This is a genomic window from Leifsonia sp. AK011 (assembly GCF_013410945.1).
Taxonomy (GTDB): Bacteria; Actinomycetota; Actinomycetes; order Actinomycetales; family Microbacteriaceae; genus Rhodoglobus.
In genome coordinates, this window is sequence record NZ_JACCCH010000001.1 from 437,656 (window position 1) to 452,569 (window position 14,914).

The window sequence follows — 14,914 nt, forward strand, 5'->3', positions numbered from 1 at the left end:
GGTGTCACGCAGCGCAGCGGCCTCCCACGTCGGCAAGGTCCGCGCCAACAACCAGGACAGCGCCTACGCCGGGCGCTATCTCTTCGTTGTGGCCGATGGGATGGGTGGCCACGCTGGCGGCGATGTCGCCTCGGCGATCGCGACCAAGCGCATTGCGGAAACCGACCAGCAGTACACCTCCCCCAATGACGCCGAGTTCGCGCTCAAGTCGGCACTCCTCTCCGCCAATTCGCTCCTGGCCGAGACCGTGTTCGAGCACAACGAACTGACCGGCATGGGCACAACCGTCAGCAGCATGGTGCGTGTGGGCGACAAGGTCGTCATCGCGCACATCGGCGACTCCCGCATCTACCTCGTGCGCGACGGCGCCATGGAGCAGGTCACCGCGGACCACACCTTCGTGCAGCGTCTCGTCGACAGCGGCCGGATCACCGCGGAGGAAGCCGCCGTGCACCCCCGGCGCTCGGTACTCATGCGTGTGCTCGGCGACGTCGATGCCTCCCCCGAGATCGACACTGCCGTGCTCGAGACCCGCCCCGGCGATCGCTGGCTGCTCTGCTCCGACGGACTCTCGAGCTACGTTCCGGAGGAGCGCATCCTCGCGGTACTCAAGACCGTGCCCTCGGCCCGCGACGCTGCGGATCGTCTCGTCAAGGAGAGCCTCGACCAGGGTGCGCCCGACAACGTGACGGTCGTCGTCGTGGATGTGGACGACGTGGATGACGCGTCCTTCGAGTCCCCCACGACCGTCGGCTCCGCCGCCCTCCCGTTGATGTTCGGCGGCGAGATCGAGCGACGTGCACTGCGCCTGCCGAGCCTGCTGCTGCATCCACTCAAGGCCACCCCGCCGGAGGACAGCCACTTCGAGCCGGAGTCTGACGACTACCTCGCGGCGCTCATCCAGGAGGACCGCAAGCGTGCCAGGCGTCGCCGCATCACGTGGCTGGTCTTCCTCGGCCTGGTTGTCGCCGCCCTCGTGTTCGCCGCGCTCCTCGGTTACCAGTTCACGCAGCGCCACTACTTCGTGGGCGACGTCGATGGGCGCGTGGCGATCTTCCAGGGTGTGCAGCAGGACATCGGCCCCATCGAGCTCTCCCACGTCTACGAGGAGACCACGATCCTGCTCGACCAGTTGCCGCCCTACTACCGCGGACAGGTCGAGGCCACACTGAACGCCTCAGACCTGGAGGACGCGAGACGAATCGTCGAGGAGCTTGCGGATGCCCGCCTCGAACGCTGATTCGCCCATCTCGACGTTCACGTCGACGATCCGCCTCAAGCTGCGGGAGCCCGCGCGGCTCCGCAACGTCGAGCTGCTGCTCGTGCTCTTCGCGCTCGTCATCGTGTTCTCGGCGGTCGTGCTCGTCGAACTCGGCGCCATCGGCCAGATCCAGCCGGGCATCCTCTCCCTCGTCGGGGTGCTCGCCGTCCTCATCCTCGGCATCCACGTGACCCTGCGTCTGGTCGCGCGCGAAGCCGACCCGCTCATCCTGCCCATCATCACCGTGCTCAACGGCATGGGCATCGCGATGATCTACCGTCTCGACCTCGCCGAGGGATACGAGGGCTGGGACAGCGCGGGTGTTCGCCAGATCGTGTGGACGGGCATCGCCATCGTCATCGCCGGCGCTGTGCTGCTGATCGTGCGCAACCACCGCGTGCTCCAGCGCTACCGTTTCATCGCGATGTTCAGCGGCATCCTGCTGCTTCTCCTGCCCATGCTCCCGGTGATCGGCAGCGAGCGGAACGGCGCGCGCCTCTGGATCGAGCTCGGTCCCTTCTCGTTCCAGCCGGGTGAGCTCGGCAAGGTCGCACTCGCGATCTTCTTCGCCGGCTACCTCGTCACCGCGCGCGATTCGCTCTCGATGGTCGGTCGCAAGTTCCTCGGGATGCAACTGCCCAGGGCGCGGGACCTGGGCCCGATCCTCGTGGTCTTCGCCGCCTCGATGCTGGTTCTCGTCGTGCAGCGGGACCTCGGCACGGCGCTGCTGTACTTCGGCCTCTTCCTCGTCATGCTCTACGTCGCGACCGGCCGCTCGAGCTGGGTCGTGCTCGGTCTCTCGCTGTTCGTGCTGGGCGCGTTCGTGGCGAGCCGCACGCTCAGCTACGTCGGCGGCCGGGTCGACGCCTGGCTCGACCCGTTCAATCCGGAGAACTTCGAGGCCATCGGCGGCAGCTATCAGCTCGTTCAGGGGCTGTTCGGCCTGGCGGCCGGTGGACTCATCGGCACGGGGCTGGGTCGTGGACGACCGGACATCACTCCCCTCGCGGAGAGCGACTACATCATCGCGGCGCTCGGCGAGGAGATCGGTCTCATCGGACTCTTCGCGATCCTCGCGCTCTACCTGCTCTTCGTGGCTCGCGGCTTCCGTATCGGGTTCGCGGGGCAGGACGACTTCGGGCGACTACTCGGCGTCGGTCTCGCCTTCGTCATCGCGCTGCAGGTCTTCGTCGTGATCGGTGGCGTCACCCGCGTCATCCCCCTCACCGGTCTCACGACGCCGTTCCTCGCGGCGGGTGGTTCGTCACTCGTGGCGAACTGGATCATCGCCGCGCTCCTGCTTCGGCTCTCGGACTCCGTGCGCAACCAGCCGCTGCTGGTCATCGACAAGGCCGTGGAGGACAGGCTGGTGGTGGGCCAGTGAACAAGGAACTCAAGCGCGTCAGCATCGTGGTCCTCGCGATGTTCCTCGCCCTCTTCACGTCGACGATGCTCATCCAGGTTGTCACCTCGGATGGGCTGCGCGCGGACGATCGCAACACGCGCACCCTCTACGCGAGCTACTCGGCCGAGCGCGGTCCGATCCTCGTCGACGGCCAGCCGATCGCGGAGTCGGTCCCGACGGACGACGAGTACAAGTTCCAGCGCACGTACACGAACCCGCTGCTCTATGCGCCCGTGACCGGCTATTTCACTCTCAACCAGGGCAACACCGGCATCGAGGGCGCGCTCAACGATTACCTCTCCGGCACGTCGAACTCGCAGTTCCTCGACGGCATCAACGCGATCCTGACCGGCCAGAACCCCAAGGGCGCCTCGGTCGAACTGACGATCGACTCGGCCGTGCAGCAGGCGGCCTGGGATGCCCTCGGCGAGCAGAGCGGTGCGGTGATCGCGATCCGCCCCAAGACGGGCGAGATCATCGCCATGGTCTCCAAGCCGACGTTCGACCCGAACCTCCTGGCCGTTCACGACAGCGAGCAGGTCATCGCGGCGTACAACGCCCTGCTGGATGACCCGGCCGGCCCGCTCTTCAACAGAACACTCGCCGGCAACCTCAACCCGCCTGGCTCCACCTTCAAGCTCGTGGTCGCCTCCGCAGCCCTCGAGTCCGGCAACTACACCCCGCAGTCGGAGTTCCCTAACCCCGCCCAGCTGCAACTGCCCGAGAGCGACAACGTCATCACCAACTCTGGCGGCGATGACTGCGGCGGCACGGCCACCGTGCCGCTTGCACGCGCGCTGAGCCTGTCGTGCAACATCCCGTTCGCCGAACTGGGTCTGGAGCTCGGTGACCAGACCATCCGCGAGCAGGCCGACAAATTCGGGTTCAACGAGTCCATCGATGTGCCGCTCGAGTCGACCCCCAGCACCTACCCCCGCGCGCTGGACGATCCCTCCACGATGCTCTCGGCCTTCGGACAGGGAACGAACGTGCGGGCCTCGCCCCTGCAGATGGCCATGGTGTCGATGGCGATCGCCAACGGCGGTTCGCTCATGAAGCCGAATCTCGTCGAGAGGATTCTCTCGTCGGATCTGCGGGTGCTGGAGCAGCTCGAACCGGAGTTGTACCGGGAGGCGATGAGCCAGCAGACAGCCGCGGAGATCACCCAGATGATGGTCGACTCGGTCGCGAACGGCGCGGCCAGTAATGCCAGAATAGACGGAGTCGATGTCGCGGGTAAGACGGGCACAGCGGAGAACGGCGAGGGTGAGCCATATACCCTCTGGTTCACCGGTTTTGCCCCGGCAAATGACCCACAGGTTGCAGTCGCAGTCGTCGTGGAGAACGGAGGCGGGCTTGGCCAGTCCGGCTCGGGAAACCAGGTCGCTGCACCAATCGCACAAACAGTACTTGAGGCGGTGCTATTCAAATGAGACCCAGTAGCGGGCTCACGTTTGGGGGCAGATACCAGCTGTCCAGCCGTGTTGCGATCGGTGGGATGGGTGAGGTCTGGCAGGCGACGGACCTCGTCATCGGGCGCACCGTCGCCATCAAGATCCTCAAGGACGAATACCTGGGCGACCCGGGCTTCCTCGAGCGGTTCCGCGCCGAGGCCCGTCACGCGGCGCTCGTCAACCACGAGGGCATCGCCAACGTCTTCGACTACGGCGAGGAGGACGGCAGCGCGTTCCTCGTCATGGAACTCGTGCCCGGCGAGGCACTGAGCTCGATCCTCGAGCGCGAGCGAGTGCTCCCCACCGACAAGGTGCTCGACATCGTCGCGCAGACCGCCCTCGCGCTGCAGGCCGCACACGCGGCCGGTCTCGTGCACCGCGACATCAAGCCAGGCAACCTGCTCATCACGCCCGACGGCCGCGTCAAGATCACCGACTTCGGCATCGCACGCATTGCGGACCAGGTGCCCCTCACGGCGACCGGCCAGGTCATGGGAACGGTGCAGTACCTCTCGCCCGAGCAGGCGAGCGGGCACCCGGCATCCCCCACCACCGACATCTACTCGCTCGGCATCGTCGCGTACGAGGCCCTCGCGGGCAAGCGCCCCTTCACGGGTGAGTCCCAGGTCGCCATCGCGATGGCCCAGATCAACGAGACTCCCCCCGAGCTCCCGGCGACCGTGCCCGAGCCCGTGCGCAACCTCGTCTACTCGTGCATCGCGAAGAACCCTGCAGACCGTCCGGCCTCCGCTGCGCACCTCGCGCGCGCCGCACAGGCGCTCAGGCGCGGGGATGTCGCGGCCGCCGCCGCGGCGGTGCCCGGCATCCTCGGCACCCGCAGCCTCGCCGCTGCCGCCGGCGCCAACTACGGAGCACCCACCGAGGCGACCCGTGTGCTCTCGTCGGTGGGAAGCCCGACGCAGGCCATGGAGGTGCCCGCGGAGGAGGAGAAGAAGCGCAATCCGTGGACCTGGCCACTCATCGTGATCGTCGCGCTCCTGGCCGTCGTGGTGATCGGAATGCTGATCGCAATCTTCGCCAACCCCTCCCAGACCCCGCCGAACCCCACCAGCCCAACCCCGACTGCGTCGCGGCCGTCCAACACTCCGACGCCGTCACCGAGCGCAACGGTGTCCGACCGCGTGTTCCTCGACGAGGCCCAGATCCTCGGCAAGACCGAGGACGAGGTCCGTGCGATCCTGACCGGCCTCGAGCTCAACCTCGAAGCTCGCGATGGCGTGCAGGCACCGAGCGAGGAGCAGGTCGGCCTCGCCGCGAGCGTGAACCCGCGCGGCAACGTGCGCAAGGGCGAGGTCATCGTGGTCACGTTCTACACGGCGATCCCCGACCCCGTGGCGACCAAGCCGAGCTCGGTGGTCGTGCCCACCGGCACCTACGTCGCGGGCGACACGGTCCCGATCACGTGGCCCGCATACTCGGGATGCCCGTCAGGACACGCTCTCAGTGGCTTCAACTTCCAGGTCACCAACGGCACCGCCTCGGTGCCCAATGTGGTGCCGTCGTCGGCGACCACGTTGGACATCCTGCTCGGCACTCCGGGAACCACGTCGATCGCCTACACGGCGGTCTGCACGGACTTCGAATCGCCGTCTTCCGACCCTGTAACGATCACGGTCGGCTAGCAGGTCCGCTCTCAGGCGGACAGCTACACTGACGGGAGATATTGTCGGGTTGTTTCGAGGAGTTGTCTGGTGACTGAAGGCGTTGCACAGGGCGTACGTCTGCTCGCCGGGCGCTACGAACTCGGCGACCTCATCGGCCGCGGCGGCATGTCGGATGTTCACGTCGGAATCGACAATCGTCTCGGGCGTCGCGTTGCCGTCAAGCTGCTCAAGCCATCACTGGCGACCGACCCGGCCTTCCGCACCCGCTTCCGCCGCGAGGCGCAGGATGCTGCCAAGATGGCGCACCCCACGATCGTCCGCATCTTCGACGCCGGCGAGGAGGTCGTGCACGAGCGCAGCGGTGCAGAATCGCTCCTGCCCTTCATCGTCATGGAGTTCGTCGATGGCCGCCTGCTCCGCGACATCATCGCCGACGGCCCCCTCGACCCGTCCGAGGCGGCGCGCATCGTCGGCCAGGTGCTGACTGCGCTCGAGTACTCGCACCGCGCCGGGGTCGTGCACCGCGACATCAAGCCGGGCAACATCATGGTCACGGCGAGCGGCCAGGTGAAGGTCATGGACTTCGGCATCGCGCGCGCCATCTCCGACTCCTCGGCGACGATCGCCGAGACCAGTGCCATCGTCGGCACGGCCCAGTACTTCTCGCCGGAGCAGGCCAGGGGCGAGACGGTGGATGCCCGTTCCGACCTGTACTCCACGGGCATCGTGCTCTTCGAGCTCCTCACGGGCCGTGCACCGTTCCGCGGTGAGAACCCGGTCGCGGTCGCCTACCAGCACGTCAACTCCGAGGCCGTGCCGCCGAGTTCGCTCAACCCGAAGGTGTCGCCCGCGCTCGACGCTGTCGTGCTCCGCGCCCTCGCGAAGGACCGCTTCGAGCGCTACCAGAGCGCCGCGGAGTTCCGCGACGACCTGGAGCGTGCGGCCGCTGGCCAGGTTCCGGCGCGCAAGGAACTCGCCCCCACCGACTTCAACTCCACGCTCTTCGGCGTGAACCCCACCTCCGTCGCTGGCAGCGAAGCGACCATGCGACAGCTCACGGTCGACAACGACAGTCGCATCGCTCGCACGCAGAACCGGCCCCCCGTGGCCTGGATCTGGGCCGGCATCGTGAGCATGATCGTGATCGTCGCCGCGGTGATCTTCTGGACGTTCAACCTCGCACCCACGCAGTTGGGCGAGGGCCTCTCCACGTCCATTCCGGATGTCGTCGGCCAGAGCTTCGACGACGGTGCCGCCGCCCTCGAGGGCGCGGAGCTCGTCGCGCAGAAGTTCACCGAGACCAGCACGACAGTGCCGGAGGGTGCGATCATCCGTACCGACCCCGAGGCCGGCACCAACGTGACCCCGGGCTTCCAGGTCAAGGTTTTCGTGTCGCTCGGCGAGACTCCAGCGCAGGTTCCGAACGTGAACAACCTCCTGGAGGCCGACGCGATCGCCCAGATCGAGGCGCGGGGCCTGCAGTACGGCACCACGACGCAGGAGTACTCGCCCGATCTCGCGGCCGGGGTCGTGATCCGCTCCGATCCCGAGGGTGACGCTGAGCGCCGCGGCGACGGCTCGATCATCCGTGAGGGCGACGTGGTCAACCTCTACGTGTCGAACGGCCTCGTCGAGGTGCCGGATGTCACGGGCCAGGCTCTCGCTCAGGCCAACGCGACTCTCACGGCCCTCAAGCTCTCCATCACGACCAACGTCGACTTCAGTTGCAGCGGCAACGTCGTCTCGGCCCAGTCGATCGTGGGGGAGCAGGCGCAGCGCGCAGCGATCACGATCCAGGTGTGCGGCGGGTCCTGAGGTTCTCGAGGGGCGGGCGCTAGCTCGCGTTGGCCCTTCGAGACGCGCCTTCGGCGCTCCTCAGGGAACGGGCTACGCGCCTTCGGCGCTCCTCAGGGAACGGGGAGCACGTTCAGAGCTTGACGAGCGGCGTGAGACCACGAGCCGTCTCGGCAGCCTCGGGCAGCCCAGCCGAGGCGAGCCAGTTGCCGAGCATCCGGTAGCCGCCCTCGGTGAGCACCGACTCAGGGTGGAACTGCACACCGTAGATCGGCAGCTCCTCATGGCGGAGACCCATGATGATGCCGCCCTCAGTACGAGACGTGACAACAAGGTCGCTCGGAACGGTCGAGTCGACGACCGCGAGCGAGTGATACCTCGTCGCCGTGAACGGCTGGGGCACGCCGTCGTAGAAGCCGCTGTCGTCGTGCGTGATGAGTGACGTCTTGCCGTGCATGAGCTCTTCGGCGTGCGTCACGGTGGCACCCATGGCCTCGGCGATCGCCTGGTGGCCGAGACAGACGCCGAGCAACGGCTGGCCGGACTCGAGCACCGCCTTGACGATCGGGATGCTCACGCCAGCGTCCGCGGGAGTGCCGGGGCCGGGCGAGAGCAGCACGGCGTCGTACTCGGCGATCACGCCGGCAGCATCCGCTGCGCTGAAGTCGTCGTTGCGCACGACGGTGGTCTCCGCGCCGAGCTGGAGAAGGTAACCGCCGAGCGTGTAGACGAAGCTGTCGTAGTTGTCGACGACGAGAACTCGTGTCATGCCTAGCCGCCTTCCACGGTGACGTCGGATGTCGGGATCAGGCTGTTGATCCACGGGAACACCCAGAACACCAGAGCGTACGCCACCGCCGCGGCGAGGATCACGAGGATGATCGTCTTGACCCACCAGGGGCCCGGAAGCACCCTCCAGAGAGCTCCGTACATCAGCCGGCCGCCACGGTCTGCGCGATCGCAGCGATCTCGGGCGGCGGACCGCCGGCGCGCGGGTACCAGGTGTCGTACACGCCGTACGCGACAACACGCTCGGCAGCCGTCAGGGGCGGGTTGCAGCTCGTGATGGTGATGAGTCGGTCGGTCGGGGCCTGGCCCTCGATCGTGGGAACGGGCTCCAGCACGTTCACGCCCGTCGGCATCACGTACTCCATCGAACGGAAGACGTACTTGTACCAGCCGGCCTCGGTCTCGATGAAGATGCTGTCGCCCACCTGGAGGTTGACGATGTCGGCGAGGGGAGCGCCCCAGCCGGTGCGGTGACCGGCCACCGCGAAGTTGCCGACGTCTCCGGGCATGGCGGTGTCGGGGTAGTGACCGATTCCGAATGCAAGAACATCTTCGACGCCGATGCCCTCGGCGATCGGGCGGGTGTAGTCGGCGCCGAAGCGCGGCACGATCAGGTTGGCGAAGCGCTCGGCATTGCCGGGTGCTACGTCGATCTGGGGAGCGCCCGGGTCGGGACGATCGGGGGGAGCTGCAACGGTGGCCTCACCCTTGTCCCAGTTCTGGCTGAGCTCCTGGGACACGTGGGTCTGCTCGTCACCGACGATGATGTCGTTGATCCAGACCTGCCATCCGAGGAACGCGAGAACGAGCACTCCACCGGTGATGAGAACCTCGCCGAGGACGCCAACGACCGTCACCTTGTGACGCGAAGCGCGTTCGGCACGCCGGCGCGCGACGCGACCGTCCACGAGAACCATGGGTCGATTGTAATCGCAGGGTCCTGTGCACCCACCGTGAGTAGCACTCAGACTGGGGATTCCGCGCGAGTCGGCTAGAATCTCTCGCATGGCCCGTACGACTGCACGCACCAAGCCCGAGCGTCCCGCTTCCTCCGGTGAGCCGGCACCGAACCCTGTGTGGTTCAAGCCGGTCATGTTCGGCTTCATGCTGGCGGGGCTGCTGTGGATCATCGTCTTCTACGTGAGCAGCTCCACGCTGCCGATCCCCGGCATCGACGGCTGGAACCTGGTCATCGGCTTCGGCATCGCGTTCATCGGCTTCCTCATGACCACGCGGTGGCGCTGACCTCGCAGTCGCCCGACCACCGAGGTGACCTAACTACACCGTTGTAGTTATACCCACTGTGGAATCACCTGTGGATAAGTAGCACCCCGACGATGGTCAGCGCGATGAGCGCAACGCCCACGAGCGAGACCATCAGGATCTGCGTGTTCTTCTGCGCGGCCCGCCGTGTGCGCACGTAGATGAACGCGATCGCCGCTCCCACGATGAGGCCGCCGATGTGCGCCTGCCACGCGATGTTGAGTCCCGGCACGAACCCGATCACGAGGTTGAGTCCCACGATCACGAGCAGTTGGACGTTCGTTCCACCGAACTTGCGCTGGATCACGAAGAAAGCACCGAGCAGACCGAAGATCGCACCGGAGGCACCCACGACTGCGGTGGCGGGGGAGAGCAGCAGCACGGCAACCGATCCACCGAAGGCACTCAGCAGGTAGAGCGCGATGTAGCGCCCTCGTCCGAGCATCCGTTCGAGCAGTGACCCGATGATGAACAGCGAGTACATGTTGAAGAGGATGTGGAGGATCGACCCGTGCAGGAACGCGGAGGTGATCATCGTCCACGGCAGCGACTCGGTCAGGAGCGGGCGGTAGACACCGAAGATGTTGATGTAGTTGCCCACGACCGGGAGGTTCTGGAGGCCGAAGAGCACGACGCAGAGTGCGATGATCGTCCAGGTAACGACAGGCTTGCCGCTGTCCGGGCGGAAGGCGGTCAGGATGCGCGACTTCGGGCGGGGCACGCTCGCGCGACCCTCACGAACGCACTCGGGGCACTGAACCCCGACCGCAGCCTGGGTCTGGCACTCCGGGCAGATGGTCCTGCCACAGCGCTGGCAGAGGATGTAGCTCTGCCGGTTCGGATGCCGGTAGCAGTAGTTGCTCGAGGAGCCCGCTGAGTCACTCACCGATCGGACTTCGACGGCTCGGAGTTCATCACGCTGTGGCCGACTCAGACTTCTTCGACACTGACGCTCTCGATGACGACGTCCTTGAGGGGCTTGTCGCGACCATCCGTCTCGACGGCCTCGATGGCGTCGACAACGCGCTTGGACTCCTCGTCGGCGACCTCGCCGAAGATGGTGTGCTTGCCCTGCAGCCACGGGGTGGGCACCGTGGTGATGAAGAACTGCGAGCCGTTGGTGCCCTTGCCGAAGCGCACGCCGGCATTGGCCATCGCGAGGATGTAGGGCTCGCCGAACGTGAGCTCGGGGTGGATCTCGTCGTCGAACTCGTAGCCGGGGCCGCCGATACCCTTGCCGAGCGGGTCGCCGGCCTGGAGCATGAAGTCCTTGATGATGCGGTGGAAGATGACGCCGTTGTACAGCGGGTCGGTCGAGGTGACCTCCGTGCCCGGGTGCGTCCACTCCTTGGTGCCCGTCGCGAGACCGACGAAGTTCGCGACCGTCTTGGGGGCGTGGTTTCCGAGGAGGTTGACGCGGATCGTGCCGTAGTTGGTCACGATCGTTGCGACTGCGGTGTGGTTCGACATAGGGCCAATTCTTGCATGACGTGACAGGATGGACGCTGTCGACAAAAACGACCACGGAGGTTTCGCCATGGCACTATCGCGTAAACGACAGAAGGAACTCGACCGCCTGAAGGGCCAGGCTGAGGACTTGTGGGAGGACCAGAAGGAACTCCTCGACCACGCGTCGCGCGTCGTTCGTGAGGCCAGCCGCCAGGCCGCTAACTACACCAAGGAAGAGGTCGCGCCTCGCGTGCGCGAGACCTACCAGGAGAAGGTCGTCCCGGCCGTCGGCGCCGTGGCATCCACCGCCAAGCACACCGCGCAGAGCACTCGCGACCGCCTCGTCGACGACGTCCTGCCCGCCATGTCCTCCGCGCTCGGCACGGCCCTCGCCGCCATCGAGGTGGCGAAGAACAAGCAGGTGCGCGAGGCCATCAGTCGGGCATCCCGCTTCGGTACCGAGGTCGGAACCAAGGTCGGCATCATCGAGCCCCCGAAGAAGTCGGGGCCGGGAAAGTACATCCTCATCGGATTCGGCGTCGTGACGGTTGCCGCCATCGCGTATGCCGCGTGGCAAACCCTGCGGGCTGATGACGACTTGTGGATCGATGACGAGCCAGAGGCTACGGAATCAGTCGAAGAGGCCTGATTTTTCGCACGATTTCGTCGTAGCTGAATCTTCCTAGTCATTTAGTGTAATCCGCAGTTTCCGAGGCTTATGCTTGCCGCATGGCAGCACCTGTACTGACGGCTCGATCCGAGTCACGAACGGCCGTCGGCGCGGAATCCGAGGCCCTCGTAGCAAGCGGAATCGCGGGCGTTGTCGGTGCCGCCGTGGGCGGAATCGTCTTCGCCGGTAGTTCCCCGTCGCTCTGGGGCGGCTGGTCGATCGGCCTGCTCGCCGCCATTACCGTTCTCGCGCTCTCGGTGGTTGCGAGCTACATCGGTTACTGGCGCTCCCGCCACCTGCCAGGGCAGGAGTGGCGACTGAGCCTCGCACCGTGGAAATTCATTCTGGATGCCACGAACGTGGCCGCCGTCCACGCCCTGATCGCGGCCATCACCACGATCGCGGTCTTCGTGCTGCTCTCACTGAGCTTCCGTGGGGTAACGCTCGACGGGTGGGTGTCCGGGGCGAGCGTCGCGGCATCCGCTGGCCTGTCGGTGTACCTGGTCTACGTCTCGGTGTCGAAGATCGACACCTCCAAGCTCTCGACCCTTCTCGTCACGTTCATCGCGATCACGACGCTCACCAGCATGGCCACGGCCTCCGACCCGCAATGGTGGGAGTACCACTTCAGCCTTCTCGGCACGCTCGGTGACACCTCCGCGAACCTCTTCAACATCTCGCTCATCATTGCTGGCCTGCTCGTGACCACGTTCTCGCTCTACCTGCAGCGTGACATCCACGCGCTGTTCGAGCTCGGCGTGCTGCGCTACGGCTGGGCTGCGCGCACCATCTCCGTGCTCTTCATCGTCATGGGCCTGATGCTCGCGGGGGTCGGGGTCTTCCCTCTGACCGTGAGCGTGGCACTGCACAACTTCTGCGCGGCCGGCATGTCGGTCGCGTTCGGCCTCCTGCTGCTGGCATCCCCGCTCGTGCTGCGCGGGATGCCCTGGACGTTCTTCGCCGTCACCGGCGCCTTCTTCGCGGCCATGGTCGGATCGGTCGTGCTGTTCGCCGGCACGGGCTACTTCAACCTGACCTTCTTCGAACTCGTCGTCTTCATCATCATCTTCGGATGGATTGCGACGTTCATCCGTTTCCTGGGCGCGACAGTGGAGTCGGCCCAGGGCGACCTCACGACTGAGAGAGGAGCCGACCATGGCTCGTAAGATCGACGAGGCCGGCGGCGGCCTGCCGGAGTACGCACTGCCCTACGAATCTGATGCACTGGGCAATCTCGTGCGGATCTCTGCCCTCCTGGCATCCGCATCCTTCCATCGAGCGCTCGCATCGTCGACCCCGATACCGGACGACCCGCACGCAGTCTCCGCGATGTATGTACTCGCCGCCTGGGGGTCGCTGCGTCCCGGTGCGCTCGCTGTGCGACTCCACGTGTCACCTCCAACGGTCAGTCGCCTCGTGGAGAAGCTCTGTACGGCTGGTCTCGTGAAGCGCGTCGCCGATCCGCTCGACTCCCGCGCGAGCATTGTCGCGCTCACGTCAGCGGGTGCGACGGCGAGCGCGGAACTGTTCCGCCAGGGCGACCTCATGATGAACTCGCTGCTCGCGGGATGGACCGCAGAGGACAGGCAGCAGCTCACCGTGCTGCTGGAGCGCCTCGCCACCACGATGTCGTCACGCACGGCACTCGTGGTGCGCTAGCGCTGGGCCCGGCTGTAGCGCAACTGCACGAGGCCTGAGTCGAAGGCCTCCGCCCCCTCGAGTCGCAGCGCGAGCGAGGGGATGCCAAGACCGAACAGCGGGATACCGCGGCCGAGGATCCGCGGGATCACCGAGATCACCAGGTCGTCGATGAGTCCCGCCGCCAGGAACGAACGGATGGTGGCACCCCCGTCGACGTAGACGCGGCGAACACCCTCGGAGCGCAACCTCTCGACGAGCGCCGTTGGATCCTCCGACGAGAACTCCTCGCCGTTGACGGACTCCTTCGAGCCGCTCGTCAGGACGATGACCCGCTGGCCCGCATACGGCCACACCGGGAACCCGAGGCCCGCCTCGTAGGTGGCGCGACCCATGACGATGGCGTCGACGGTCGCGATGAAATCGCCGTAGCCGTAGTCGGTCGTGGCGTCCTCCACGACAGAGAGAAAGTCGAGCGCGCCGTCATCCTCCGCGATGAAGCCATCGAGGCTGGTGGCGATGAAGACGGAGCACTGGGGATTCACCTACCCAGTGTGGTGCCATCGGGGGACATTCGGCCGCGCGCCACGGCCAGTGCGGCCCGCGCGATCGCGATACTCGTGGGCCCATCGCGGAACCAGAGGGGCACGGCGACGGTCGAGATGCCCTCCGATTCGAGGGGGGCGATGGCTGCGGCATCCACGTCGTCCACGAGCCACCCGTCGAGCAGGCCACCATCGCGGCGCGACCCGAGGTAGCGCGCCACGGCGAGCGCCGAGGTCTCCACCCCGACCGCGGTGAGGCACTGGTCTGCCATTCCGCGCACCACGGCGCCGCCGATGATGGGGGAGACGCCGACCACGGGAGCGGATGCCCGGAGCACCGCGTCACGGACGCCGGGGATCGACAGCACGGGGTCGAGCGAGACGATCGGGTTCGACGGCGCGAGCAGGATGACGTCGGCCGCCTCGATCGCCTCCAGCACTCCCGGTGCGGGCTGCGCCGACTCGAGACCGTGCGAGACGAAGGCGGTGGGCTCGAGCGCCGCCCGGTGGCGCGTCCACCACTCCTGGAAGTGCATCTCCCCCTCTGCGGTTACGACGTGGGTCTCCACCTCGTCGTCGCTGACGGGCAGCATGCGCACGCCGATCGGCCAGCGTTCCGTCATCCGCTCGACGATCGCGGACAGGGGGAGCCCCTCACGCAGCAGGGCCGTTCGCGTGATGTGCGCCCCGAGGTCTAGGTCACCGAGGGTGAACCACGGCCAGCCGACGCCCCATGCCTGCAATTCGGCGGACACCCGTTCCGTGTCGCCCACCCTGCCCCATCCGCGCTGCACATCGTTGACACCGGCGAGCGCGTACATGACGGTGTCGAGGTCCGGCGTGATGCGCAGACCCGCGAGCCACATGTCGTCGCCGACGTTGATGATCGCGTTGACGGTCGCCGGGTCGGATGCCGCGGCGAGATGATCACGCAGGCCGAGGAGGAAGCGCGCGTTGCCGACCCCACCCCCGAGAACCGTGATGGTACGGATGTCTTCCACCGCTCGATTCTGGCACGGTG

General features: G+C 66.6%; 16 protein-coding genes. 9 read left to right on the top strand and 7 right to left on the bottom strand.

The window, feature by feature from the left end:
• Position 1 precedes the first annotated feature (1 nt).
• The 5 genes from HDC94_RS02120 to pknB all read left to right on the top strand — a co-directional run bounded on the left by HDC94_RS02120 (position 2) and on the right by pknB (position 7,560).
• Positions 2-1,240 (top strand): Stp1/IreP family PP2C-type Ser/Thr phosphatase, encoded by a 1,239-nt coding sequence (locus HDC94_RS02120; protein ID WP_179494442.1) that lies wholly within the window; start codon positions 2-4, stop codon positions 1,238-1,240.
• Positions 1,221-2,645: an FtsW/RodA/SpoVE family cell cycle protein gene (locus HDC94_RS02125; RefSeq protein WP_179494444.1), complete on the top strand. Its 1,425-nt coding sequence runs from the start codon at positions 1,221-1,223 to the stop codon at positions 2,643-2,645. The genes HDC94_RS02120 and HDC94_RS02125 overlap by 20 nt, the downstream gene beginning before the upstream one ends.
• Positions 2,642-4,099 (top strand): penicillin-binding protein 2, encoded by a 1,458-nt coding sequence (locus tag HDC94_RS02130; protein WP_179494446.1) that lies wholly within the window; start codon positions 2,642-2,644, stop codon positions 4,097-4,099. Before HDC94_RS02125 ends, HDC94_RS02130 begins: the two co-directional genes overlap by 4 nt.
• Positions 4,096-5,763, top strand: coding sequence for a serine/threonine-protein kinase (locus tag HDC94_RS02135; protein ID WP_179494448.1), 1,668 nt, complete (start codon positions 4,096-4,098; stop codon positions 5,761-5,763). The genes HDC94_RS02130 and HDC94_RS02135 overlap by 4 nt, the downstream gene beginning before the upstream one ends.
• A 69-nt stretch (positions 5,764-5,832) precedes the next feature.
• Positions 5,833-7,560 (top strand): Stk1 family PASTA domain-containing Ser/Thr kinase, encoded by a 1,728-nt coding sequence (gene pknB / locus HDC94_RS02140; RefSeq protein ID WP_179494450.1) that lies wholly within the window; start codon positions 5,833-5,835, stop codon positions 7,558-7,560.
• A 112-nt stretch (positions 7,561-7,672) separates the two neighbouring features.
• Here pknB and HDC94_RS02145 read toward each other — a convergent pair whose 3' ends face one another.
• The 3 genes from HDC94_RS02145 to HDC94_RS02155 are packed head-to-tail and all read right to left on the bottom strand — an operon-like array spanning position 7,673 to position 9,245.
• Positions 7,673-8,308 (bottom strand): aminodeoxychorismate/anthranilate synthase component II, encoded by a 636-nt coding sequence (locus HDC94_RS02145; RefSeq protein ID WP_179494452.1) that lies wholly within the window; start codon positions 8,306-8,308, stop codon positions 7,673-7,675.
• A 2-nt stretch (positions 8,309-8,310) separates the two neighbouring features.
• Positions 8,311-8,472, bottom strand: coding sequence for a hypothetical protein (locus tag HDC94_RS02150; RefSeq protein WP_179494453.1), 162 nt, complete (start codon positions 8,470-8,472; stop codon positions 8,311-8,313).
• Complete coding sequence (locus HDC94_RS02155) at positions 8,472-9,245, bottom strand: class E sortase (protein ID WP_179494455.1); 774 nt, start codon at positions 9,243-9,245, stop codon at positions 8,472-8,474. The genes HDC94_RS02150 and HDC94_RS02155 overlap by 1 nt, the downstream gene beginning before the upstream one ends.
• A gap of 88 nt (positions 9,246-9,333) precedes the next feature.
• Here HDC94_RS02155 and HDC94_RS02160 point away from each other — a divergent pair, with 88 nt between their 5' ends.
• A complete protein-coding gene (locus HDC94_RS02160; protein WP_179494457.1) occupies positions 9,334-9,573 on the top strand; it encodes a cell division protein CrgA in 240 nt (79 codons plus the stop codon).
• A 64-nt stretch (positions 9,574-9,637) separates the two neighbouring features.
• On the opposite strand, the gene HDC94_RS14855 is transcribed toward HDC94_RS02160, so the two are convergent.
• Together HDC94_RS14855 and HDC94_RS02170 are read right to left on the bottom strand one after the other, a co-directional pair.
• Positions 9,638-10,477: a rhomboid family intramembrane serine protease gene (locus HDC94_RS14855; protein WP_179494458.1), complete on the bottom strand. Its 840-nt coding sequence runs from the start codon at positions 10,475-10,477 to the stop codon at positions 9,638-9,640.
• 44 nt (positions 10,478-10,521) lie between these two features.
• The gene (locus HDC94_RS02170) at positions 10,522-11,061 is read right to left on the bottom strand and encodes a peptidylprolyl isomerase (RefSeq protein WP_179494460.1); all 540 of its coding nucleotides are present in this window, start codon (positions 11,059-11,061) and stop codon (positions 10,522-10,524) included.
• 67 nt (positions 11,062-11,128) lie between these two features.
• Between HDC94_RS02170 and HDC94_RS02175 the strand changes: the two genes are divergently transcribed.
• The 3 genes from HDC94_RS02175 (at position 11,129) to HDC94_RS02185 (ending at position 13,369) form a co-directional block, all read left to right on the top strand.
• A complete protein-coding gene (locus HDC94_RS02175) occupies positions 11,129-11,689 on the top strand; it encodes a hypothetical protein (RefSeq protein WP_179494462.1) in 561 nt (186 codons plus the stop codon).
• Between the two features lie 80 nt (positions 11,690-11,769).
• On the top strand, positions 11,770-12,876 hold the full coding sequence (locus HDC94_RS02180) for a DUF998 domain-containing protein (protein ID WP_179494463.1): 1,107 nt from the start codon (positions 11,770-11,772) through the stop codon (positions 12,874-12,876).
• On the top strand, positions 12,866-13,369 hold the full coding sequence (locus HDC94_RS02185) for a MarR family winged helix-turn-helix transcriptional regulator (RefSeq protein WP_179494464.1): 504 nt from the start codon (positions 12,866-12,868) through the stop codon (positions 13,367-13,369). Before HDC94_RS02180 ends, HDC94_RS02185 begins: the two co-directional genes overlap by 11 nt.
• Here HDC94_RS02185 and HDC94_RS02190 read toward each other — a convergent pair.
• Together HDC94_RS02190 and cofD are read right to left on the bottom strand one after the other, a co-directional pair.
• Complete coding sequence (locus HDC94_RS02190; protein ID WP_179494465.1) at positions 13,366-13,893, bottom strand: dihydrofolate reductase family protein; 528 nt, start codon at positions 13,891-13,893, stop codon at positions 13,366-13,368. The genes HDC94_RS02185 and HDC94_RS02190 overlap by 4 nt on opposite strands.
• Positions 13,890-14,894 (bottom strand): 2-phospho-L-lactate transferase, encoded by a 1,005-nt coding sequence (cofD, locus tag HDC94_RS02195; RefSeq protein ID WP_308495602.1) that lies wholly within the window; start codon positions 14,892-14,894, stop codon positions 13,890-13,892. Before cofD ends, HDC94_RS02190 begins: the two co-directional genes overlap by 4 nt.
• Positions 14,895-14,914 lie beyond the last annotated feature (20 nt).